General features: G+C 51.1%; 26 protein-coding genes, 1 tRNA gene and 1 pseudogene. 7 read left to right on the top strand and 21 right to left on the bottom strand.

Features of this window, described 5'->3' with window-relative positions; genetic code table 11:
- Positions 1-7 precede the first annotated feature (7 nt).
- The 3 genes from RA157_RS04505 to RA157_RS04495 all read right to left on the bottom strand — a co-directional run bounded on the left by RA157_RS04505 (position 8) and on the right by RA157_RS04495 (position 2,193).
- Positions 8-613: an LptA/OstA family protein gene (locus RA157_RS04505; RefSeq protein WP_350335283.1), complete on the bottom strand. Its 606-nt coding sequence runs from the start codon at positions 611-613 to the stop codon at positions 8-10.
- Positions 614-649: 36 nt separating this feature from the next.
- Complete coding sequence (gene lptC / locus RA157_RS04500; RefSeq protein WP_350335282.1) at positions 650-1,423, bottom strand: LPS export ABC transporter periplasmic protein LptC; 774 nt, start codon at positions 1,421-1,423, stop codon at positions 650-652.
- 155 nt (positions 1,424-1,578) lie between these two features.
- Positions 1,579-2,193 carry a ribonuclease D gene (locus RA157_RS04495; protein WP_350335281.1) on the bottom strand — a complete coding sequence of 205 codons (615 nt, stop codon included), beginning with the start codon at positions 2,191-2,193 and terminating at the stop codon, positions 1,579-1,581.
- 245 nt (positions 2,194-2,438) lie between these two features.
- Here RA157_RS04495 and RA157_RS04490 point away from each other — a divergent pair, with 245 nt between their 5' ends.
- On the top strand, positions 2,439-2,861 hold the full coding sequence (locus tag RA157_RS04490) for a GFA family protein (RefSeq protein ID WP_350335280.1): 423 nt from the start codon (positions 2,439-2,441) through the stop codon (positions 2,859-2,861).
- A gap of 6 nt (positions 2,862-2,867) precedes the next feature.
- Here RA157_RS04490 and RA157_RS04485 read toward each other — a convergent pair whose 3' ends face one another.
- On the bottom strand, positions 2,868-3,416 hold the full coding sequence (locus RA157_RS04485; protein WP_350335279.1) for a DUF2799 domain-containing protein: 549 nt from the start codon (positions 3,414-3,416) through the stop codon (positions 2,868-2,870).
- Between the two features lie 135 nt (positions 3,417-3,551).
- On the opposite strand from RA157_RS04485, the gene mepA reads away from it, so the two are divergent.
- Complete coding sequence (gene mepA, locus RA157_RS04480) at positions 3,552-4,538, top strand: penicillin-insensitive murein endopeptidase (protein ID WP_350335278.1); 987 nt, start codon at positions 3,552-3,554, stop codon at positions 4,536-4,538.
- A gap of 28 nt (positions 4,539-4,566) precedes the next feature.
- On the opposite strand, the gene msrA is transcribed toward mepA, so the two are convergent.
- A complete protein-coding gene (gene msrA / locus RA157_RS04475) occupies positions 4,567-5,226 on the bottom strand; it encodes a peptide-methionine (S)-S-oxide reductase MsrA (protein WP_350335277.1) in 660 nt (219 codons plus the stop codon).
- Positions 5,227-5,276: 50 nt separating this feature from the next.
- Complete coding sequence (locus RA157_RS04470) at positions 5,277-5,591, bottom strand: hypothetical protein (RefSeq protein ID WP_350335276.1); 315 nt, start codon at positions 5,589-5,591, stop codon at positions 5,277-5,279.
- 295 nt (positions 5,592-5,886) lie between these two features.
- Between RA157_RS04470 and RA157_RS04465 the strand changes: the two genes are divergently transcribed.
- Positions 5,887-5,976, top strand: a tRNA-Ser gene (locus RA157_RS04465).
- A 511-nt stretch (positions 5,977-6,487) separates the two neighbouring features.
- Here RA157_RS04465 and RA157_RS04460 read toward each other — a convergent pair.
- The 12 genes and pseudogenes from RA157_RS04460 to RA157_RS04405 form a co-directional block, all read right to left on the bottom strand.
- Positions 6,488-7,510: pseudogene (locus RA157_RS04460) on the bottom strand (recombinase family protein); the annotation flags it as partial.
- Positions 7,507-7,845: a hypothetical protein gene (locus tag RA157_RS04455; RefSeq protein ID WP_350335275.1), complete on the bottom strand. Its 339-nt coding sequence runs from the start codon at positions 7,843-7,845 to the stop codon at positions 7,507-7,509. The gene RA157_RS04455 and the pseudogene RA157_RS04460, both read right to left, overlap by 4 nt.
- 6 nt (positions 7,846-7,851) lie before the next feature.
- Entirely contained in the window at positions 7,852-8,460 is a 609-nt protein-coding gene (locus RA157_RS04450; protein ID WP_350335274.1) for a hypothetical protein, read from the bottom strand.
- 144 nt (positions 8,461-8,604) lie between these two features.
- Positions 8,605-9,081, bottom strand: a complete 477-nt coding sequence (locus RA157_RS04445) for a hypothetical protein (protein ID WP_350335273.1) — start codon at positions 9,079-9,081, stop codon at positions 8,605-8,607.
- Positions 9,082-9,091: 10 nt separating this feature from the next.
- Positions 9,092-9,640: a hypothetical protein gene (locus tag RA157_RS04440; protein ID WP_350335272.1), complete on the bottom strand. Its 549-nt coding sequence runs from the start codon at positions 9,638-9,640 to the stop codon at positions 9,092-9,094.
- Entirely contained in the window at positions 9,637-9,906 is a 270-nt protein-coding gene (locus RA157_RS04435; RefSeq protein ID WP_350335271.1) for a hypothetical protein, read from the bottom strand. Before RA157_RS04435 ends, RA157_RS04440 begins: the two co-directional genes overlap by 4 nt.
- Positions 9,906-11,351: a type IV secretory system conjugative DNA transfer family protein gene (locus tag RA157_RS04430; protein ID WP_350335270.1), complete on the bottom strand. Its 1,446-nt coding sequence runs from the start codon at positions 11,349-11,351 to the stop codon at positions 9,906-9,908. The genes RA157_RS04435 and RA157_RS04430 overlap by 1 nt, the downstream gene beginning before the upstream one ends.
- Positions 11,352-11,491: 140 nt before the next feature.
- Positions 11,492-11,800 carry a hypothetical protein gene (locus tag RA157_RS04425; protein ID WP_350335269.1) on the bottom strand — a complete coding sequence of 103 codons (309 nt, stop codon included), beginning with the start codon at positions 11,798-11,800 and terminating at the stop codon, positions 11,492-11,494.
- A 15-nt stretch (positions 11,801-11,815) separates the two neighbouring features.
- Positions 11,816-12,523, bottom strand: a complete 708-nt coding sequence (locus RA157_RS04420) for a hypothetical protein (RefSeq protein WP_350335268.1) — start codon at positions 12,521-12,523, stop codon at positions 11,816-11,818.
- Positions 12,510-13,508, bottom strand: coding sequence for a hypothetical protein (locus RA157_RS04415; protein WP_350335267.1), 999 nt, complete (start codon positions 13,506-13,508; stop codon positions 12,510-12,512). Before RA157_RS04415 ends, RA157_RS04420 begins: the two co-directional genes overlap by 14 nt.
- Entirely contained in the window at positions 13,505-13,873 is a 369-nt protein-coding gene (locus tag RA157_RS04410; protein ID WP_350335266.1) for a hypothetical protein, read from the bottom strand. Before RA157_RS04410 ends, RA157_RS04415 begins: the two co-directional genes overlap by 4 nt.
- Positions 13,874-13,978: 105 nt before the next feature.
- Entirely contained in the window at positions 13,979-14,563 is a 585-nt protein-coding gene (locus RA157_RS04405; RefSeq protein ID WP_350335265.1) for a hypothetical protein, read from the bottom strand.
- Between the two features lie 79 nt (positions 14,564-14,642).
- On the opposite strand from RA157_RS04405, the gene RA157_RS04400 reads away from it, so the two are divergent.
- The 3 genes from RA157_RS04400 to RA157_RS04390 are packed head-to-tail and all read left to right on the top strand — an operon-like array spanning position 14,643 to position 17,321.
- Positions 14,643-16,025 (top strand): hypothetical protein, encoded by a 1,383-nt coding sequence (locus tag RA157_RS04400; RefSeq protein WP_350335264.1) that lies wholly within the window; start codon positions 14,643-14,645, stop codon positions 16,023-16,025.
- An 8-nt stretch (positions 16,026-16,033) separates the two neighbouring features.
- Entirely contained in the window at positions 16,034-16,930 is an 897-nt protein-coding gene (locus RA157_RS04395) for a hypothetical protein (RefSeq protein WP_350335263.1), read from the top strand.
- A 1-nt stretch (position 16,931) separates the two neighbouring features.
- Positions 16,932-17,321, top strand: coding sequence for an ankyrin repeat domain-containing protein (locus RA157_RS04390; RefSeq protein WP_350335262.1), 390 nt, complete (start codon positions 16,932-16,934; stop codon positions 17,319-17,321).
- 56 nt (positions 17,322-17,377) lie between these two features.
- Here the strand turns inward: RA157_RS04390 and RA157_RS04385 are convergent, their stop codons facing one another.
- The 3 genes from RA157_RS04385 to RA157_RS04375 all read right to left on the bottom strand — a co-directional run bounded on the left by RA157_RS04385 (position 17,378) and on the right by RA157_RS04375 (position 20,636).
- Positions 17,378-18,193: a hypothetical protein gene (locus RA157_RS04385; protein ID WP_350335261.1), complete on the bottom strand. Its 816-nt coding sequence runs from the start codon at positions 18,191-18,193 to the stop codon at positions 17,378-17,380.
- 384 nt (positions 18,194-18,577) lie between these two features.
- Positions 18,578-19,288: an adenine nucleotide alpha hydrolase family protein gene (locus RA157_RS04380; RefSeq protein WP_350335260.1), complete on the bottom strand. Its 711-nt coding sequence runs from the start codon at positions 19,286-19,288 to the stop codon at positions 18,578-18,580.
- 4 nt (positions 19,289-19,292) lie between these two features.
- On the bottom strand, positions 19,293-20,636 hold the full coding sequence (locus tag RA157_RS04375; protein WP_350335259.1) for an HlyD family type I secretion periplasmic adaptor subunit: 1,344 nt from the start codon (positions 20,634-20,636) through the stop codon (positions 19,293-19,295).
- Between the two features lie 106 nt (positions 20,637-20,742).
- Between RA157_RS04375 and RA157_RS04370 the strand changes: the two genes are divergently transcribed.
- Positions 20,743-22,884 carry a type I secretion system permease/ATPase gene (locus RA157_RS04370; RefSeq protein WP_350335258.1) on the top strand — a complete coding sequence of 714 codons (2,142 nt, stop codon included), beginning with the start codon at positions 20,743-20,745 and terminating at the stop codon, positions 22,882-22,884.
- Positions 22,885-22,888 lie beyond the last annotated feature (4 nt).

Below are 22,888 nucleotides of genomic sequence, written 5' to 3'. Positions count from 1 at the left end.
TGTTGTATCACTGCTTGTTTAACGTTTTCGCACTGCTTGGCGATTGTAGCAGAATACGAATTCGGCCACCGTCTTTTTTCGCCTGGCCTGTTTTCTTCCCTGCCACAAGACGGCTGGTCCCGGCCTTGAGGTCGACAATCAGGCGATCACCTTTGGCGACGTTGCCATCCTGGCTGAGGACAACATTGCCGATGAGCTCGGCTTCGTTTGTCTTCAGATTAACCCAGGCCCTGTCTCCGGTGGCGGTTGCGCCCTCAGCATCCACGCGGACCTTGCCCTTGGCTTCCAATCGCTCGATTTTGCTGGCGCTGTCGCTTTGTCCGCCCGTCAGATCTCCAGCATAATAAACCCTGAGTTCTGCAGTTCTCAGACGTGTCTTGGCCTGCCTGACATCGACGCTGCCACGGAAAATGCCGACGCGATTCTTGTCCTGCAGCTCGAAGCTTCCAGCCTCAATCTGGATGGGGTCGGTTGAGTTGTTGCGAAAGCCCTTGAAGGCATCACCGATCCCTTGTGCGTTTGCTGGAAAAACAAGCAGAAAAGAAAGCAGCAGGCCGCTGGTGAGAGCTGCTGAAAAGCGGCTGGCAATGTCATGACAGATGCGCATAAGCATGTTGATTTCCGACTTTCCTGCTGTCCGATATATCTGTTAGCGGAACGAGTTACCGATTGGCAAGATGCTGATCCGCACACCCTGGTCAAAAATAACGGTTCGTCCCTCGTCCCGAACACTCATGTGACCTGCTTCTAATCGGCCATCGGGAAGGCTCAGTGTAATGCTGCCATTTGTTGTCAGCTTGCCTGCCTTGAGATCAATGTCGGCAGATTCAAGACGACCGGCATGACCCTGGCTCGACTCGATGGTAATGGACTGATCCAGCGCCAGAGTTTCCTTTTTCGTGTCAAACAGACCGCGTCCTGCCGTGAAAGATACGGTGAGACCGTCGTCCATATCGATTTTGGCCAGGATTGTGTCCAGATCGATCACGTTGGGATTATCCAGACTTTGACGCGCCTGTTTGGCTTCCACATGATAAGCGCGACCATCAACGAAGCCGTTCAGCTTGGGATTGTCCATGGTCAACCCTCCCTGAGACAGCAAGGCTGCTGTGATCAGAAGACCGGGGCCTATTTTTGAGACATAGGAAAACCCGATAAACAGCACGATGATCAGAGCACTTGAAATCGGAAGCCAGAAGCGGAGGCGTCTGACCCGGCGGCTGTGCCGTCTGGCCTTCTCAAAGATCTGACGGCGATCCTGCGCCAGCGTAGCCAGTGAGGCTTCGTGACCCTTTCCGGCGTGCCGGTTTTTGCTGCGTTGAAAACCAGTCTTAATCATCTGGCGCAGCTGATGCAGAGCCTGCATCAGCGAGGATGATTTCCATCCTGCATTACCCGCGATGATGTTATCTGATTTCTGCATCTCTATCCGTCTATTGCCCTTTGTGACGAACCGGATGTCTCAAAGGTCTTGCCGGGGCTCGCCCCAGGGTCAGGTGAATTCAGCTCACATTATAACGAATTGTGACGAAAGTAGAGCATTTGCCCCACAAAGCGGGGCAGAGTTGATCGCCCGCCTTATGAATGCGCAAAAATATCTGTTTCCGGCCAGCCAACGAGATCCAGTTTGGCGCGTATCGGCAGGAATGAGAAGCAGGCATCGGCTATCTCGCTGCGCCCCTCACGGTCCAGCCGTTCATCAAGTACGGAGCGTAACTGATGGAGATACAGGACGTCTGATGCAGCATAAGCGGTCTGGGCTTCAGTCAACTCGTCAGCGCCCCAGTCTGAACTCTGCTGTTGCTTGGAGATATCCACCTCGATCAGCTCACGGCAAAGATCTCTCAAACCATGACGATCTGTGTAGGTTCTGACCAGCTTGGAGGCGATCTTGGTGCAGTAGATACCATCAGTCATGGTGCCGAACGCGTTGTAGAGAACGGCAACATCAAAACGGGCAAAGTGAAAGAGTTTCGTCTTGGTTGCATCCGCCAAGAGGGCCTGAATATTGGGCGCTTTTGTTTGCCCCTGCGCAATCTGCACCACATCTGCCGTGCCATCGCCCGGGGAGAGCTGAATCACGCAGAGCCTGTCCCTGTGTGGGTTGAGGCCCATGGTTTCCGTGTCGATTGCAACGGAGCCGGTATAGCGAGACAGGTCTGGCAGATCGCCTTTATGAAGTCTGATGGTCATGAGTCTTATCCGTCCGGCTTGTTCTGTTGTTCTGGCCTGTTACAGGCCATCGTCCTTGCTGTTGCTATACGCACATACAGAGAAAGTCTCAAGACTTGCTGAACAGCCGGTTTCTGCATGATTTGATGGAGTGAAGTCGCTTTCCAGTCAAATTCGGTCTGTTTTACCAAGGCCTGCTCCCTGCGCTGTGCCAGCATGCTTCCTGATCTGCGAGCAATGTGTCTTGATCCTAGGGAGTGCGCGTTATGGCGGACGAGAGAGTGAAATCGGGCCAATGTCTATGTGGGGCGGTCAAGCTGTCTGCATCAGGCCCGTTTCGGGAAGTGATCGCCTGTCATTGCAAACAGTGTCGGCGCTGGACCGGTTATTACTGGGGTGCCACCAGCGTCTATTGCGATAATCTCAGCATTGATGAGGGTGAAGAGCAGATCGCCTGGTATCAATCTTCAGACGTGGCGCGACGCGCATTCTGCCGCTGTTGCGGGTCATCGCTTTTCTATCATCGGTCAGATCAGGCTGAAGACGCCGAACATACAATCTCCATATCTCCCGGCCTGTTCGACGATCCGTCTGGCTTCCGTCATGGGTCCCAGATCCATTGCGAGGATGCCGGTGATTACTATGATCTTCCGGATTATGGTGCTCCCAGGGGCTTTGCTCCAGAATAGAGTAGTTCAGCTTTCCTCTGATGTTTCAAAGGATTCACTCGCCTCCCTGGCCGTGTTCCATTCCTTTTCAGCCGCTTTCAATTGCCTGTCGGCCTGTTTCAGGTCGTAGCGCAGATCTTTGCGCCTCCCGCTGTCTGTTTCCTGCTCCAGAGCCTGCGTGAGTTCATCGACCCTTGCTTGGGCTCTTTCGAGAGCCTGCCGGGCTTCCCTTTCCTTGCTGCCAGCTTCATAAGCCTTGAGAAAGAGTGGTTCCTCGTTCTTCGGGCAGGTTTTCTGATAGAGAACCCCGTTGCGTCCAGAGGCGAGGCCACTTGCCGGGGTGCAATATTTGATGAGACCTACGGAGTAACCACGCCTATAGGCTTCTTCATCTGCCGCAACATGGTGGCTGGCACAGGCACTTGCCCGTTCCGCGAACAGGCCCGAGGGGAAACCGCTCAAGGCGTCGTTGAGACCGATGGAAGACCAATCAGCGCTGGCGCATTCGCGTTTCGACATTAAAGAACAGGCCGAGAGGCTGAGCAGGAACAGGAAAAAAACTGAAAACCGCAGCATCAGTATCACCTTAATAGAACCGTTCCTGAAACTGTGCCTGTTCCATCAGGTCAATGCAACTCCTGGATGGCCTTGACCGCAATTGCAAAACGACCAACCATGGACCTGATTCTTGCATTGGATAAGAGGCAGATCATGAGCGCTGGGAACGGACGACTGATTTCGGGACTTCTTGGGGTGGTGATATGGTCTGCTTTGGGGGTGCAGGGGCAAGCTACGACGATTCCTGCTCCCTTGTCCCGACCTTATGATGTTCCCGAGAAAACGACACCTGCACATGTTCCCGCGTCAAAAAGTAATCGCACCCGGGATGCGGCAAAGACCCTGTTTGGTCATGTGAATGGCCCCGCAAACCTGGCGGCCCGGTCCATTGGTTCTTACGCGCGGGGATGCCTGGCTGGCGGCCGGGCCCTGTCCGTTGATGGGCCCCACTGGCAGGCAATGCGGCTAAGCCGGAACCGGAACTGGGGTCATCCGGCCATGATCGGTTTTCTTGAGAAACTGGCCGGTGACGCTGCCCGGCTGGATGGTTGGCCAGGATTGCTGGTGGGTGACATTGCTCAACCACGTGGCGGGCCGATGCTGACAGGGCATCGATCTCATCAGCTTGGCCTCGACGCGGATATCTGGTTACGCCCCATGCCTGCTAAGCGGTTTTCAAAGGCAGAACGGGAAACTGTCTCGGCTATTTCCGTTCTGAAAAAGAACACATTGAAAGTGGATGACCGGGTCTGGACAGAAGCCCATTTCAGGGTTTTGAAGCGGGCTGCGCAAGGTGTGGGTTTGGCGCGGATTTTTGTGCATCCTGGAATTAAGAAGAAGCTGTGCGAAACCGAAACAGGCTCACGAGATTGGTTGCGCAAGGTCCGGCCATGGTACGGACACCACTATCATTTCCATGTGCGTCTATCCTGTCCGGAAGGACAGGCAGGGTGCGTCAATCAGGCTGCTCCGCCGGCTGGAGATGGATGTGGCGCTGAACTGTCCTGGTGGTTTTCGGATGAGGCCTGGGCACCCAAGCCGTCAAAGAAGCCGAAGAAACCACGTGGGCCGCTGAAACTGGCGGACCTTCCGCCGTCCTGCACAGCAGTCCTTGATGCTGCACCACTGGGGCAGAACTGATCAATAGAATCGGATTGGTCGTTCCGGTTCAGGCTGTTTCAAGGCCTGTGGGACAGCTCACTCCCGTGCCACCCAGTCCGCAATAGCCGCCAGGGTTCTTGGCCAGATATTGCTGATGAGCCTCTTCCGCGTAATAGAACTCGGGGGCAGGCAGAATCTCCGTTGTGATCTGTCCATATCCGGCCCGTGTCAGTTCTGCCTGAAACGCTGTCTTGGAGGCGAGTGCTGTTTCGTGCTGGCTATCCGAATAGGTATAGATGCCTGATCGGTATTGCGTACCAGTGTCGTTGCCTTGTCGCATACCTTGCGTGGGATCGTGACTTTCCCAGAACAGGGCCAGCAGCTGTTCATAGGAGATCAAATCCGGGTCATAGGCGACGAAAACTACTTCGTTGTGGCCCGTCAGGCCTGTGCAGACTTCCTGATAGGTGGCGTTCCGGGTCAAGCCTGCCGCGTAGCCAACGGCGGTGATGTATACACCATCGGTCTGCCAGAACTTCCGCTCGGCTCCCCAGAAGCAGCCCATGCCGAACATGGCAAAGGCCAGATGCTCGGGAAACGGGCCCTTCAGCGGATTGCCATTGATGAAATGAGTATCCGCCGTCTTGATCGGATCAGCCCTGCCTGGAAGAGCGTCTTCAGCAGAAGGCATTTTCAGTTTCTTGTTGAGCATGTTGATCAGAAACATCAGATCCTCCAGGGTCAGCAGGTCAATTTAGGGAACAGCAGCCTATCTGGTCAGGCGCGCACCGTCGAGGGGCGCTTTTTGCGACCAAGGAACAGCAGCATGAAACCGCTGATACCGATGACAGCAGTACTCGGCCATTGAAGAATAGTCTGAATGCCCGGATCCCAGATTTCCGGCAACAGATAGCGCTGGATAATTGCCTGGCACAGATTGAGGGAATAGGGGCTTGTCCGATACCAGGTTTCGCCAAGTGGCGTGAGTTCAAGACTGGCCGCTGCCAGACTGCGTGTGGCGTCGAACAGACCAAGCACGGCTGCCACGCCAATCAGTGCCAGGCCAATCAGTAGAACGGTTCGACGTATCATTTACAGCCCCCGGCTTTCTGTTTCCATATTAAAGCACCAGACCTTTAACCTGAACCGGTGGCGGTGCTTTAAGAGTTTGTTTCTGCGCGAGCTTTTATCTGAAAAGTCTATCAACTTTTCAGAAGCACGCTCTAAAGCCCGTGATTCAGGCTCTGTGACCTTACGAAATAGCTCAATAAGATCAGAGCACAAGCCTATGCGGATGCACGTTTGTTCACAAGCCTTTGAAACGAGGCTTGCCTATTGGAAAATCATCAGTATAGTGCGCCGCGCTGGCTGTAACACACAGCCCTGCGGAGAGGTGGCCGAGTGGTCGAAGGCGCACGCCTGGAACGCGTGTAGGCGGGAAACCGTCTCCAGGGTTCGAATCCCTGTCTCTCCGCCATTTCACATTTCCCCGTACTAATTCCCTCTAACACCTTGAACGGTAAGGTGGTTTTTGGGGTTCGAAGTCCTGATTTCCGACAGTAAGAAATCGGCTCCACAAAGGCCAGTTTCAGCACCGTCCTACGCAGGGTTAAACGCCCCGAATCCCATAGTTTCCAAGGGTTTGCGAGGAATATTAAAGCGAGTTCGAACAATTCATCACAGCCTTTCGAAAAATCAGGCGGATTGGCGAGCTTTTCCTGTGTCAGCAGCTTTTCTTTTTCCAGCTTCGCCAAGCGTGTTTCGTAGGCTGTGATAACTGTGGGCGAAGCAGCGTCTACAATGCGGTCAAGTAAACCGTCGATTTGTCTTTGCAGTTTGGTCGTTTCCGCTTTCAGGCGCGTGAAGCCAGCTTTGACTTGAGCGATCCTCGCATCCCATACCTTGCGGATCATGGCTTGTGTAACGCTGACGAGATTCTGAGAAGGCTGCAAGTTGTGTAGGAGTGCGGCAAACTCACCTTCCGATGTGTCCCGGCGGATAGACTTGCGATAGCTCTCACAGCCCTTGGTAAAGCACATGTAGTAAGGATGTTTTTTCCCGGTCTTGCTGGTTGACCAGGATGCGGTCAGCGGGTTGCTGCAATCATTGCAGGTGACAAACCCTCGCAAAGGAAAATCTTCATTGATATCTTTTCGTGCAGCTGCCTTTGCCCGTCCATTAATCCGGTCCTGAATTTGCTGATACTCTTCGAGGCTGATCAATGGCTCATGATAGGCTTTACGCAACGAGACATCCCATTCAGGGAATTCAATGTAACCAGAGTAATGAGGCCGTGTAAGAATGCGAATGACATCCTCGTAGCGCACTGTGCGGTTCTTTTTGCCGGAGGTGAATTCCGGTTGGGATTCAAGGAATGTTTTGACTTCCCCTTGAGTTTCAAACCGCCCGCTGGCGAAGCCCTGTAAAGCCTCTTGAAGAATGGAGGCAATTGGTTCGTCGCGTACCAGCACGTTGCCATGGCCCGGCACTTTCTTCTTGAACTTGTAACCGGGAGGCGCACTGAACGGCCAGTAGCCTTTCAGTGCCCTCGCACGCATGCGCTCCAAGGTTTGTTCCGCATTGAGGCGGCGATAGTGCTGCGCGTTCAATGCATTCATTTCTTCAAAGTAGCGGCTGTGAGAGTCTTCGGCGAATTTCACGGTAGGGCAGTAAATCTGTGCCCCTGAATTAATAATGGCATCTCGTAGATCAAGATGGGTGCGTATATCGCGGGCAAAGCGGCTGATATCATCAAACACAACCACATAATTTTCTGGATGCTTTGAGAGTTTGAGAATCTGCAAAAGCTCTTTAATTCCCGGACGATCTAATAGGCTCCCGGAAACAGCCCGATCATAGAATACTCGCTCTACAGGCCAGTCTCGCGCTTGGCATATCTCGCGGCATCTTGTTTCTTGTGACCCAAGACCGTCTCCTTTTTTAGTCTGGGATGCGGTTGATACACGGCAGTATATAATCGCAATCAACGGTTTTTCTGTCTCATTTGTCATAGGGTCTCCTCCTTAGGCGTTGTCTCCTTTGCAAATTGGTTGAATTCAGCATTTGTGTGATCATCCGAGTCTACCATAAGATGCTGCAAAATAGCGGCGATATCGAATTTCTCTCCACAGGCCGCCTGTGTCGGATTCATGCCAAAATACAGATCAACGACGGAAAGGATAAAGTTGAACAGAGCCTCTGCGGTTTCACATTTCTGCTCGTAAGTCAGGTCCGTATCTTCAAAATACGGCAGCCATTCATCGACCTCAAATCGAATGCCGGGTGCGTCCGCATCGGGCATCAAACCTGTGTCTGACTTGGGTGGCGGAATTTCAGGTTTGTTCATATCGGATCACCGTGTTGGCTGGTGTTGCTGGCGGTTCTCAAGTGCGGTTTGCTTTCTGGCAGCAATTCGCGCTTCACGGACAGGTTTGTGATAGGCGTCTTCAACCTCTTTCCCGGCCTCGTGGAACTCCTTGCCCTCAGCCTGTTCATAGGCCACAGACATGAATCGTTTCGCGCCAAGCTCGGTGATGGAGTTTTCCTGTGCCAAGGTGACAGCAGCAATATCGGTTGCCCGATAACGCGGCATGGTTTCAGCGTCTTTGATCATGTTGAGGCTGGCATAGGCCTGTTGCAGTGCCTGATCACCAATCGTATCGGCAAGGTGCTTTTCTCGTTCGATCAAACCATCGCGCATTTGTTTCATGGTGACGCCCGTGCGCGCCTTAAACACGTCAGCAATCATGGCTTCAGCTTTGGGTTGGTCAATGTTCTCGTTGCGGGCAAGGGCCGTCGTCAGATCAATTCTTAGATTGTAGAATGATCCCGATTTCCGGATTTCCCGTTCAAGCATGCCTGCCATGGCGTTGGTCATTTCAAACCGGGCCTCGGTCATGGCCTTGCCATGGAAGCTGTCGCGGGCTGCGAGGTGTTTTGTATCCGGGGTTTCTGTTGTCATGGTGTTGTCTCCTTTTCTGGTTTATTGCTTGCACTCAAATGAGTACAAAAAGGGAACAATATAGGCATAAATTCCTACAAAACTCAACAAAAACTATATATTTTTCATAATGTTACGTGGGTTTTCTCCTTATTCTGAATTGATCTATCGGCTCGGAAACGGCAGGCGATCAGGGCTTTGGCGCTGATCTGTAAGCTGTTTGGGTGGAGAGGGTTGATTGGGGTTTTCACGGGCGAGCCGTTCACGCTGATGAGCAGTTTCAATCAGAACCGTGAGTTTCTTGCCCTCGGCATTGTTAATGTGATCAATCCGGCGGCGATGATCCAACATCACTTCTTTGGTCGCTCTGGAAGTCACGGCGTGGGTAAGGCGTCTGCTGCGCAAATCCCGGCGGTGTTTGATGCTGTCAAAGTTGATGCCCTTTTCTTTGGCAATGCGATTCTTCATCGTTTCAATGCGTTTGTCTTTGTCCCGTTCAAAACGACGTACCTGTATCCTGCGAAGTTTATGATGATCTGCTGTTATCTTGACGGCGGTTTCCCTATCAGCCGTGCGGTTTAGTGACCGGGCTTCACGGCGCAGCAAATCCAAATCCAGTGCATTCCAGCTATCGCGTTTCATTCCTTATTCCTCATCGGACGGGTTGGAAGGCTTGTGCCAAAGATGCATTTTGCGTTTGATCCGGCGCGTTTTCGCGCTCGGTTGTTCGGCTTTGGTAGTCTCGGGATGGTGCCGCATCAGAATACGATGCGGTTTCAAAATGCGTTTGGAGGTCTTGTGTCTCATCCTGGTCAATTGACATCAGGTCACGTTGCAAATCCCGCTCCACCAGCTTTGCAGCGCGGCGATCAATCAATTCAGTGTCAAATTGGTCGGTTCGTGCCGCGCCCAGCTCATAGGGAGGTCGGGGTTGTTGGCGCATCTGTGCGATTTCACGCTGCACAATCTGGCGTGCTTCCGCTATGCGTGTGTCATAGGTCTCGCGGTAATGCTCATGCAATTCATCACGCCTCTTGTTGTGACGTTCGACAATGTCCTGCGCGGCGTCCTTGTCACGATCTTGTTGCGCCAGTTCTTTCCCTCGTTGGGACTGGTGCGCACGCTCGCGCATGCTCACCTCATGGCGCATGACGGCCAGATTAAAAGTCGTTTGAACTTTCCGTGTGAGGTCGAGGCTCATTGACCCTGCTCCTTGAAGAAGCGGAACCATGCGCATTTCCCGTTTATGGCAGGACGCGTTTTAAATCCGTAAGGACCACCGTATGTGCATGTGAAATAAGTGCGCTCTGCAAATGGATCGTAGTGACGGCCATTGTGAGCGCGGTATTGATATTCAATGATCATGTGCGGAAGCCCGGCCAGTAGGTAGATCATGAACAGGACAATCGGTACGATGAGCCACAGCCACATCATCAGATAGCGCGGATGCAAAAGGCGTTTCATCATCAGACGACCTCCGGTGTTTTCAGGGTGATTTTGGGATCAGGTGGCAGAATGCCGCCCTCGAACTCGTTGAAGCCAAGGTCATAGCAATAGGGACCAAGCCAATTCTGCTTGGGGGTGAGGCAATGGATGTAGCCGATACCGGCGATATGAAGGATCTGGGTTCCCTCCGGTAGCGCCATTAATTCAGCGGCTGACCAATGTCTCTGACGACCCAGTCCCAGTGTCCCACTCATCTTGGACGGGTCTTTATGATCGATACTCAAACCCTCCTGCAGCATCAGGGATTCCCCGATTGCTTTGGACAGGCGTTCTGCTTCGTCATACTGGGTAATTTTGAGGTAGTGTTTTACTAGGCTGTTCTCTTCCAGAATGACCGTGAACTCCTCGCCGTATTTTCGGATAAGGTCTTTTCTGGACTGACAGATCGTAACCAGAACACCACCAATACAACACATGATTGTAATGCGTCGCAATGCAGGCTCGAATGGTCCCGCACAGGCTTCATCAATCAGAAAGACTGTCCTGCCGACGCGGCCAGTCATTTGCAGGTCAGTCATTGCATTGAAGGTCAGGGCAATGGCCGAGCCGAGTCGTTCGGCATGTTGCCCGGGCATCACGACACAAATAATGTAGCTCTCAGAAAGCAGCTCCTCAAATGAGGCATCAGCATCCGTGCCGAAGCCATGCAATGGACCTTCCGCAAAAATATTCAGTGCGGATTGAGCTGATGTCAGATGTTGGGAATAGAGTTGCGGATTATGATCTCTTGTCTCCAGAATCTGTGCAGCACGACCACTCAGTGGCATGTCACCATCTTCGGCGAGCATTTTCATGCTGGCAGCAAACAGTTCGGGATTACCGACCAGATCCGCCAGACCTCCGGGTGTCGCAATCTCCGGATAGGCGAGCAGCTTGCGCAAAGCCGTCGAGAGGTATTGTCTGGGCATCTCTCTCCAGAAAAAATTCCGGTCGCTTCCGTTCTCCGCCCCCTTTGGCTCAGGGATCACCGTATGGACAAAGCTCTCTATGTAGAAAGGGAGATCCGGATCTCCGCTCCTGGCAGCTTCGACAATCGTGGAAAGGAGGTTCACGGATAGCTGGTATGGATAATCTTTCCCCAACACGTGAAAGGGATCGATGACACCAAACTTGCGGCCATACTTGATGCACATGTCTGCGATCTGCATGGCGATCTCAGATTTGACATCATTGATCACAAGGCCACAGCTCGTACTGGCCAGAAGAGCCTGCACAGTTGGAATAGCGATGCCGGTAGTCTTGCCGCCACCAGCTGCCGCATAGGTAATGGAAGATGCAGAGGTATTCGGTTCAAGAATGGCTTTCCCTTCAAAGGTGAAGCCGAGAATCCGCCGCCCTTCATTGTCGACGACTTTCTTCTCTCTTGCTCGTACAACCCCTTTGGGTTTGCCAAATGGCCAACTCATTTGCGTACTCCTTGTGAGGATTACAGGGTTTGATGTCGGTCAGGCGTTTTTCTCATGAGTTATGTTTTGCTGGGGGCGGGTTTCTCTGCCGCCTGTTGATGTTCCACAGGCAGCAGACCGCTTGTGATGGAAGAGAGCGGTTATCTCAGAAGCCCCCGCTTGCGCAGGTCCTCAGGGCCGGGCAGCTTATCGCCTTTGGCCGTAGTTCCCTTCGTGCGGAAGGCCTCAGCCTTGCTGTCCATACGAATACGCTGGAAGAGGAGCTTCAACGTGACTAGAAAGTACGCGGTTCCCGCAATGGCACAGCCAATGGCAAGAACGTAGAAGAAGAACCACTCCCTGGAAGACATCAGCCAGTAGCCATAGCCCACGGCCATGATGAAGACCGAATACAAAAAACGGAAGTTGATATTCCAGATCGAGGTGCTTTCATCCTGTTGGTTATTCATGATCAATCCTCCATCTCAAAATGCAAACAGCTTGCCGACAACGCGCACAGACGTTGCGCCAGCTTCTTCCAGCCAGACCTTCCATTGCGGGATGAGGCGGGCAGCGAGCCCGTCAGACGCCTGCGATATCTTCAGTTGCCCCACGCCAAGCATTTCAACGTGGCAACCTGTCAGCGGTGTTCCGATGGGCTTGGATAGTTTGACTTTTCCAGCGATGAACTGACGACCGTCAATTTGTGAATCCCACTGCACGCCATCTGAGAACACGATTACGCGCGACGGGGCCGATGAGCAGATTGGTTCCAGCGATTCAAAAAACGCTGTCAGGGAAGTCATGCCATCGGCTTGAACAACACCCTGTTTGGCGAGAGTCGGCAGGGATCTAAAATACCCTGCAAATTGCGGTGCAACGCGTTTTGGGCTGGAGGCACGGCGCTTCGTGACCTTGCCACGCACATTGATGGGGGATTTATGAAAGCCTTCATTGCCAACCGAGATCATCCGCAGATCATGCGGCGGCTTCAACCCCAGAATATAGCCGTGGACATAGTCAGCGGCCTGATCCGCAAAATACTGTTCAACCAGAAACGTTGAAGAACCGGACGTATCAACAACGAACAAGGTACGGCGCACTGATTGATCAGCCTGAGTAGGAGCAATGACAGCAGCCATAAACGTTGTTGCTAGTGCCGTCGTGGTCAGAATTGTCTTAAACAACGTCATTGTTCTCTCCTTCTGGTGAAACGCCTGTCAGAACGCTGAGTAGATAGGGGACGCGGACGGCATCCATCTGGTCAGCCATGTGACGGGCAAATTCGTCTTGAGTTGAAATGAATACGGGGATGGTTTCGGCTTCGGTGTCCGTCCCGATGGTGCTCAACGGGTCAGGCCCGGTTGTTGCAAACTTGCGCTTGGCAACAGTCAGCTTTTTCTCGATTACCGCACGACAGGCCTGTGAGGCTTCGCGCGCAAACTTGTGTTTCTTGTCGAAGGGCAGCTTGCGTTGCTCTGTCTTCACTTGCTGCTGCAACAGACGCAGGCGCGCAATCACGTCATTGGCCCGGTCGATAAGTTCACGCACTCTCTCGTTAGTCCGAGGCCCTTCGGTGATGAGCGCCAGCGCATCAATCACTTTGCCCAGACAAAAACTGGCAAAGTAGACCGAGATGATCATTGCGAACGAAAGCCCGAGGAAAAGAAACGCATTGGGAATGGGGGCGATCAAGTCCGCTATCCCTGATGATGTATCAGGGGCCCCTGCAATGGATTGTCCACCAATCGTTCCCGTAGGACCTTGAGAATATTCCGATGCGGCGTCTTGCGCGGCCTGCCATGAGGAATACCCCACCATCAGCGACATGCCGACAACGAACAGCAAAATGCCAAGACTGCTTAAACGCTGCAGCCAGAACCGGATGAACCACTCGCCTTCATGATGCAGCTTGATATGGGCTGCTGCGATGACAATCGGCACCAGCAGGGCGAAGATTGCTCCTGTGACCACATGGCCAAGTATCTCGACCTGCAACAAGGAGAGCATCATGGCCGCGAGAACGGTTTCCAGAATGACGGTCCCTGCAAACATGGAGCCGAATATTCCGATGTTCCAGCGAGCGACCTTGTAACGATGATCCTCAATCTGTATCGCATTCGACAGATAGCCGAGCACTTGCTGCACACGTGGCAGTGCTTCTGAATAGTTCATCATGACCTCCCGTCTTCGATTTCCGGACGGGAATACTCGACTGCGTGCTGCGCCAGCGCTCGTTCGACTATCTCAGGAGCAAGGGATTTGAGGGCTCCGATGCTTTCAACCAGCTCCTCATAGATCAGGCCCTGTTCCTGCTCGATCTCCAGAAACGGTGCATCCAGCTCATCGCAATAAAGATCATAGGCATGGGTGATATCGTCAGCAGACGGGGCCATGCAGTTCACGCGTAGAGATTGCGTGACCGCATGTTTCCAGTTGAACCCTGATGGCGATGTCGGTGGTGGCGTCGTGCTTGATGATGTGACAGCGATTTCGGTGCCGGTGTCATCATCAGGGGTCGAGCTCTTCAAATGCCTCAGCATGGCTGGAGCCTCCTTCTTGGGGGTGAACCTGTCTGGAACAGGCAAGACAATGATGACGCCCGCACCCGTTAGGTGCGGGCGGATTTGTCGGAGAAAAAATGAGGGCTAGCGCTCTCTTTGAGCGCAGGGGCCGATCAGGCGGCAATTTCTGATAGATCTGCCGTGATGAAGAAGCAGAGCAAGGTCATAGTGAACGCGGCTCAATCGGTTGACGCGATTAACACGCACCCGATCCAGATAACGCCGCAGGGAACGATAGGCGTCCTGACCGAAGGCACGGTCAATGAAATCGTCTCCACCTTCGCCCCATTTGAACAAATCTAGCCGCTTCCGGTCGAAGCCGTAGAGCTTGCCCGTGTGGTAGACGGTGAGCTCATCAAGAACCGCCTTGTAGATCTCCGGGGCACCGGTACCCTCGATGGTCCAGTAAGCTGCCAAGTCACGGTTGAAGGCCGTGGAGACCAGCACTTCAAGGGGCGGCGCGTAGTGATCACACGAGCAGAGGTTGTCACGTAGCGACTTATTGAGATGATCGTAAGGGTGGTGGTGGTGAGCATGGGCTTCTATTCCTGCCCACAATGAGCACGCATCGGTTTGTGAATGCTGTCCTAGTGGCTTGATGGAATCTACCTGCGGCGAGGCTTTTGCAACGGTGACATCAGGTCGTCTATTTTCTACTGGTTGTACCATGGATTTCTTCACCTTCGTCTGAGATACTTATCTCTCATAACGGGTCGCCAACCCGCGAGTTGGACACGGATGGGACAAGTTGGAAAAAAGAGAAATTCCGAAGGAAATTGCTAAGAACGCTGTCGCTGTGTACGCATACAACGTGTCACAGCAGGCGATTGCACACTGGTTAAAGGCTGGCCGTCCTTATGATGCATTTTATCCGACGCTGAATTCTGAAAAGGACCGTGAGCGACCCTTTAGTAAGTCTTGGTTGCTGTTAGGTCAGTTGCCAAATCTTCAGCCGCAGGTCGAATACATGGTGTGTGGCGGCAATCAAAAGCCAATCTTGGAGCTGAACCACGAAGATAAACCCTCTGCCACAGTTGTAGACACAGCACTCCGTCTGACCTCGCAGCCAGAAGTAGAGGTTATGTTTTCTCGTCAGTTATGTTGGACATCGGAAAATGCTTCCCAAATTGTCAACGCCATCATGCTGAGCATTTATGCTGAGGTAATATTTGGAGCGAGATACGACTGTATGCTGAGCCATTTCTCACAGACCAGAATGCTTAAGTTTGACGACCTGAAACCAAAACACTTTCGAAGAATGAGGAAAAGACTTCTCAAGATCATCGACGAAGATTCATATAAATTTTTGGTTTTCACAGGTTCGAATTCCATGAAAGACTTTAAACTTCATTACTATGAAAACCCCATATTGGTTCCCATCATTGGGAACTGTTCCGTCTATTGGAGCGCCCATTCAAGGTGGGAAAGGAACAACATGCTAAAATCACTAACAGGTTTTTTTCGTCGAATATTCAAGAGGGATATTGATGAGGTTTCAGAGAGTGAATATGAATTTGAAAACTTGAGTGAAGCAGCTGTCGCCGATGCTGAAACACTGACCGTAGCAAGCGCTTTATCGTCCGCTTGTATGTTTGCATGGCTGACTGATCACGATTTTGCACGTACCGGGCCACAGGAGGGGATGAATAAAATCGTTATCAGGCGACGAACTCCAGAGCATTCTGGCTCAGAGGTTGTTCATCTCGAGGGTTTAAAGTCCAGTCAACGTCAAGAACATATGAATGCCGTTTCTCAGTTGGCAAGTAATGCGGGTGTTGAAAGATTTCCGGTTGCAGATATCAGCATTATCAAAAAAATACTATTGAACCTGCGGCAAGAATATGGAGAGGAAGGAGCAAAACGATTTATCGAAATAGCCTTTCAATGTTTCAGAGATGCAACGCATGATATCACTGATCCCGAAAACCAACGAGCAGTATTTCTAGGCGATGTACGCACTTATCTAGATGTCAGCAAAGCCGTGCAGTCTGGTCGTCCATTTGAAATTGAGCACTTTTGCCTGCCATATACCGTTCAATATGATGAAAACGGCCCAACAATTCGACATCACACTGGTGCCGGATTGACACCAACGAATTTAGGACAAAGTGGCAGGCAAAAGGCGCTTTAGAGCTATTCATGATTCATCTTGTTTCTGATCAAAAAACTATCGAATTGTCTGTGGAGTATGATCGAACGGCGAAGATCCTATTGTGGAAACAACTATCTGACGCTCACTTATCTTGGCGACAAACGCAGACTGGGCGCGGAGGTTTTCCGGCGTTCCACGACCATTTTCGGAGAAAAGTTCTGGATTTCCAAGATAGCGATACGACGCTTGTAAACCCAGAAACCAAGCAGCCGTTCGAACTTGGAAGTCTATCTTACAAAACACTAGATCGTTTTTTGAATGGGTCAATGAATCGTGTCGCAAAGACAGAACTTCATACCTGTCGATCAGTACAGGCTTACCTAATAGCTCAGAATCGTGGTGCGCTGGTTCTGTTCAACCGCGAAACATTCCTTGATACGTTGGGAGCATCGACCGCAATTCAGTATTACGACGAAGGCTCGCCGCCGGACCGTTACTCGCTCGGTGCTTTAAAGCGAGAGCGCTGCTTATACGTCTGTCATGAGCAAACTTCTCAGATCCCCGGTCCACTACAATCCAAACTTATCCTGATTTATATCACTAAGATTCCAAATGAACACTTTTACTGGGTGTCCATCATTCCGTTACCAGAAGAGATTGAGTTTTCGCGATTGTCGATCACCGGAAAGGATTTGAGTGATTGGAATGAAGAACAATACTCCGGCGTTGGCATTGCTACCCGGAACGGCGTTTCATGTCACCTGACAAGCCATAATGCGCACATTCCGCTTTATTTGCTATTCAAAGCCGACCCTGATGAACAGCTTGAATGTAGTTTTGTTTCCTTTGCAACGCCCGGATATTTACAGCCGTTTTCCAGTATAGAGGTATTAGATAGGCCTGATATTCAAATATTTTTTGATAATTTCGAAAGAATAGTATAAAATGGTAAGTAATATTATTTCATTTAACGTAATTGACAATTTGGGTAATCTTATAAAGGATTTTAGACACGATATTATTGAGGCTGCATATTACGGTGATCTGGATGGCATAAAACAGGCTGTCGCCGAAAATCCAGCCTGTGTGCATTATGTGGACGAATTTACGGGCAAGAACGCCCTACATTTTTCTGCCGGATTGGGCAATTATTCTTGCGCAAAATACCTTGTTGATCACACAGACATTGATGTGAACGCAGAGGATAAGAGGGGTGAAACAGCTCTCTTACATGCAGCAAGAATTGGCCATGATGCTCTTGGCACAATGTTGATGGATAAGATGAATCCGTATCGGCATGAATCTACAGGCAAGCCGCCTTCTTACACTATATAGTTGTTTATTGTGGGTATTTATCCGGGCATGCCTCCACGGGAGCGCGTATTTCTAAATTAGTGGGTAAAATTCCGCAACTTTGGACAGCTTCTCTTTGGTTCCTGTATTATCTGCAGGGGATGTCGATTAGCGCCCCATCTTTCGACTAACTTACTGTGCTGAACTCCATCAGGCCACGTGTCCCCCAACCAATAAAATATTCTATATCCATCGCCACTATCAAAATAGATGCATTGAATTACCTGCGCATCTTGGTTGTCGCGAAAGAATTGCCAGATACTCTCTTTGATATCCTCATTATCCAGATGCAACGTATTTATTACTCCCCATCCACTCAACAAACCAAACCAGATTTGGACGTGCTTTTTGTAGATTGCAAGTTCATCATTGGCGTTGTACGGAACGAGGCCACGTATCTGCACGATGTCATTACTGGTGGTGATTTGAGGAAAAAGCTCGCGTGCTTCTTCTTCTCGTAGTGGGATAGGATTACCCAATCCCAGCGAGTGCGTTGTTGTAATTACATAGCAAGTCTCGACACGGCACACATAGTCTTTTGCTCGGTATAGGGTGTGCCGTCCAGTGGTAGTTTCAAGTGTCTCAATAGGGTCTGCTAAATTGATATCATGTTTCGCAAAACCCTCTTCACTCTCAAAGTAATGCAGAGACCAATAACTTGCCCAGCTCGATACGTTGTTATTAAATGCAATAGCGCCAACTGTAAGGGCATACCCGATGGGAACCAGCAGAACCGCTGCCGTGATACGCCATGCAAGGAGGTAGCGCATGCGCGCGTATAATTCATAGAAGATCAACCCCATTTCGACTTTTATGAAGGTTACCATCTTTGCCGCTGGGTTCAATTCGAACATTCCCTTTGACGTTTCCAGAAATTTACATCTGCTCGGTCATGTTGACGTTTTCTTTCAAAGCTTCGGCGGATGCTGACGAACTCCCAGTACGACATTGTAATTTCATTTGGGTATGACGCAAGAAACCGTCGATAGTCGCCATCGGTTAATTTCAGAAGCAAACGAAACATGTTAGCGATACTCTTGTGATGCTGGTGATCTAAGAAAACATGTCGCGAAAGGCAAGGCAAGGCAAGGCAAGGCAAGGTGTGTATTGTATTACAATACGACCTTGGCAAGGGGCAAAGCCCCGTTGCATCCCGATATGTTGAAATATTCTTGCGGCTTATAATGATATCAACGAATAATCTTGGTCTCTCTCAAATTCGGTAGCCCTACGAACAATCACAAGCGCTGCATCAATTTGCATGTTTTGCATTCACCACATGCTTCAAACGTGCCGTCTTCATTTGCGATCGGCGTTCTGCATGTCCAGCACATTTGAGTCAGCTCTGGGCCGAGGTAAGCGATCTGATCTTTCTTTCTGATGTACGGGAGCTGAAAATATTTGGGTGATGGATTGGGGCGACAGTTTATGTCTACTGCCATCAACATGGCTTCCAGCCTCTGTTTCTCATCTTCGACACCTGAATTTTCAATCTCATCCAAGCAAGCGCCTGTTGTCCAGCGATCTGCCATATAGCCACGCTCTCTAAAGAAGCTCGATGCGACTATGCCAGCCTCGAAAGCTGCTGTTACGACGTCCATGCCGAAAGCCCGGAACCGGCTGCGATCAATTGTGCATTCCGTATAGAAGAAGTCTCGTGTCGTTGCCTTCAGATGATCAACAATCGCTGCACAGCTTCTTGCTTCCGCTTTATGCCGACCTTCAATATTAATGAGGTGAATGTGATGGACCAGAATATCGTCGTCTGTGTCGTTAAGCATTCTCTTGAGCGCGTAGGTGCTGTCGATTCCGCCAGAAAACATAATCAGACTTGCACGCTTTCGGCGCATTTTGAACAGCTGGCCCTGATCATCCTTGTTGATTTCCGTTACCCAGCTTGAATCACCGAGCGTCGTTTCAAATGGGTTTTCAATTACAGTGTCAGTCATGTTTTCAGCGTTCTCGGATAGCTTCGTCTCGGTAGCGCAGGAGTGGTGACAGGAAAAATTCAATAATTCTTCGGTGGCCAGTATTGACCTCTACGGTTGCTGACATTCCCGGCGACAGGGAAATTGCCTTGCCATCGGCGGTTATTGTTTGTGTATCCAGTTGAACAACTGCTTTGTAGACTGCGCCAAGATCCTTATGGGCAATCGCATCTGTACTGATTGATGCCAACGTGCCATCGATATGGCCGTAACGCGTGAAGGGAAAGGCCTCAAGTTTGACTCTGGCTTTCTGGCCGGGTTCTACAAAGCCAATATCCTTGTTTGGTATCATCGCTTCAATCTCAAGCTTTGAATGCGCCGGTACAATGGTCATCAGCATTTGCGCGGAGTTCACCACAGCCCCGACAGTATGAACTGAGAGTTGGTGAACAGTGCCCGTAACCGGTGATGTCAACTGTCGATAGGTTTGTCGTTTTTTTTCTTTAATGAGCTGCTGTTCAAGCTTTGCTGTTTCTGCAAGTGAGGTTTGATGTTGAGTATAGAGCTCCTGCATGAAGCTTGCGATCAGTTCTTGCTTTCGTTGTTTAAGCCCTTCGATTGTTGCGAAGGTCTGTGCCCGTTTCTCTCTCAAATCTTTCCAGGTGGCTGTCCGTTCGATCAATTCCTGCTTAAGCGACAAGACAATCGGTTTCTGGGTTAGCTCTTTTTCAAGCAATTGCTCTTGAGCGTCGAGACGCTCACGGACAATCGGCAGCAGTTTATCCAGTTTGTCCTTCTCAATATTCAGCGAGCGAAGGGTCGACTGGTTGCGCTCGATTTCTGCTTCCAGACTTTTCAGCGCTGCCTTGTGTCTTTCTCTCGTGTCTGAAATCAGATTTCTTGCGTTTGAGACCAATGCCGTTGTTAAGCCTTTAGGCGGCTCAAATGCATCAAGCGCGTTATCCGACATCAGCGCACTGGTTCTCGCGGCTTCAAGGCGAGTCATCAGAAGGTCATGCTCCAATGTGTTCACATTGGCTGATGCATCCGTGGGATCCAGTTCGATGAGAAGTGCGCCTTGGTCAACTGTCTGCCCGTCTTTCACATGGATCGCCCGTATGACGCCAGTTTCCAGGGGTTGGATCGTCTTGACTTGGCCGCTGGGAATGATTTGCCCCTGAGCCACCGCAACAACTTCAATGCTGCCCATCGCTGCCCAGACGACTGCTATCAGAAAAAAGGATGCGATCACCAGAGCGAGAATACGCCCTGAAGGTGCAGGTGGGGTTTCAAGAACTTCGAGTGCTGCAGGCAGAAACTCAAGGGCGTCGTTCGCCGAGGCGGATTTAAATACTTTAGACTGTGTCATTTCCGCGCATACCATCCACAGGGCAAATTTTCCCATCACGGGTAGATGACTAAATATCAAAGATTGTTTATGTGTGGTAACAGTTTCTTGTTCCGGGATCAATGTTGTGAGCGTACAGCCCGCTGAAATAGCCGAATCTGACGATCCGGATGTGGCATTCGGAGGTGCAGAATCCCTTGTGTTGCTGCTTGGTTATCACGGGATACGTGCAGATGTCGAGCAGATCACCCATCACTTTTCATCGGATGACGGGCAAATCAATCCAATTGATATGGTCCGCGCTGCCCGGCAGCAGGGTCTAAAGGCCAAAGCAGTCACAACGTCTTCACGTAAACTGGGCAACCTGCCACTTCCAGGCATTGGACGTGCCAGAAATGGAACATATTTTATTATCGCCAAAGTGAGTGGCGACAGGGTGCTGATCCAGAGGCCTGGGGAGCCCGCAGAAGACATGTTGCTTTCGGAGCTTGAGGCAGAGTGGCCCGGGGAGCTTATCCTTGGTGCCCGACGGGCTCAGGATCTTGCGACCAGTCTGAAATTTGGGTTTCGTTGGTTCCTGCCAATCATAGCAAAATACAAACGGCTCTTTTCGGAGGTTTTGATTGCCTCATTCTTCATTCAGTGTTTTGCGCTGATAACACCACTCTTCTTTCAGGTTATTATCGACAAGGTGCTGGTCCATCAGGGGCTGACAACGCTGGATGTGCTGATCATCGGTCTGGTTGGCATCATATTTTTTGAAGCTGTACTCAGCTTCCTGAGAACTTATATCTTCTCACATACGACAAGCCGTGTTGACGTGCAGCTTGGTGCCCAGTTGTTCCGCCACATGCTGGCTCTACCGATTGCGTATTTTGAGAGCCGCCCGACAGGGCAGACGGTTGCGCGGATTCGTGAGCTTGATAGCATCCGGGAGTTCCTGACCAGCTCCGCATTGACCCTTGTAATTGATCTTCTGTTTACAGTGGTTTTCTTCTCGGTCATGTGGCTGTTCTCGCCAGTTCTGACGCTGATTGTACTGGGGTCTGTGCCATTCTACATTGCGCTATCGATTGGCATTACGCCAGCGATGCGAAGGCGTGTGGAGGAGCGTTTCCAGCGCGGGGCGATCAATCAGTCTTTTCTGGTGGAGAACATTGCAGGGGTCGAAACCCTTAAATCTATGGCTGTTGAGCCACAGATGCACAGGAGGTGGGATGAAAACCTTGCCGCCTATGTGAAGTCTTCCTTCAAGACCATTACGCTGGGAGCTGCCGGATCCCAGGCCGTCCAGACAATCAACAAGATCACAATGGCTCTGGTTCTCTGGATAGGTGCAAAGGCCGTCATCAATGGGGAACTGACAGTTGGCCAACTTGTGGCTTTCAATATGCTTGCGGGTCATATCAGTCAGCCGGTTATTCGTCTTGCCCAGCTTTGGCAGGACTTTCAGCAGTTTCGAATTTCGATTGAGCGTCTCGGGGATATTCTGAATACGAGAACCGAAGCGACTACATCGTCAACGCCCGACAATTTGCCCCGCCTCAAGGGGCGTATAGAGCTTAAGAATGTCACCTTCAGATACCGACCAGGTGAACCGGAGATTCTGCGTGATGTTTCGCTGACGATCGAATCAGGTGAGACAATTGGGATTGTTGGTCGCTCGGGATCAGGCAAGTCAACGATCACCAAACTGGTGCAGCGACTATATGTCCCAGAGCATGGTCGTGTTCTCATTGATGGTACAGATATCAGCCTTTTGGATCCAGCCCGTCTCAGACGGCAGATCGGTGTGGTGCTTCAGGACAATATTCTGTTCAACAGGAGCGTGCGGGATAATATCGCATTATCTAACCCGGCCATGCCGATGAAACGGGTGATTCAAGCCGCTGAGCTGGCAGGTGCACATGAGTTCATCCTGCAATTACCCCATGGATATGACACCCTTTTGGAGGAGCGCGGCTCCAACCTTTCGGGTGGCCAAAGGCAGCGGATCGCGATTGCCCGAGCGCTTGCGACAAATCCGCGAATTCTCATTCTGGATGAAGCAACTGCAGCGCTTGATTATGAATCAGAACGCACGTTTCAGAAGAATTTGTCTCTTGTAGCGAGAGGAAGAACCGTGATAATTGTGGCCCATCGCCTTACCACAGTCAGGGGTGCTGATCGTATCGTGGTAATGGACGAGGGGCAGGTTGCAGAAACCGGAACGCAGAATGACCTGGTGAAAGCCGATGGTCTCTATGCGGAGTTGGTCAGAATGCAATAGGGGG

Source organism: Coralliovum pocilloporae, from assembly GCF_030845175.1.
Lineage (GTDB): Bacteria > Pseudomonadota > Alphaproteobacteria > Rhizobiales > Cohaesibacteraceae > Coralliovum > Coralliovum pocilloporae.
This window is presented reverse-complemented; position numbering and strand designations above follow the sequence as displayed.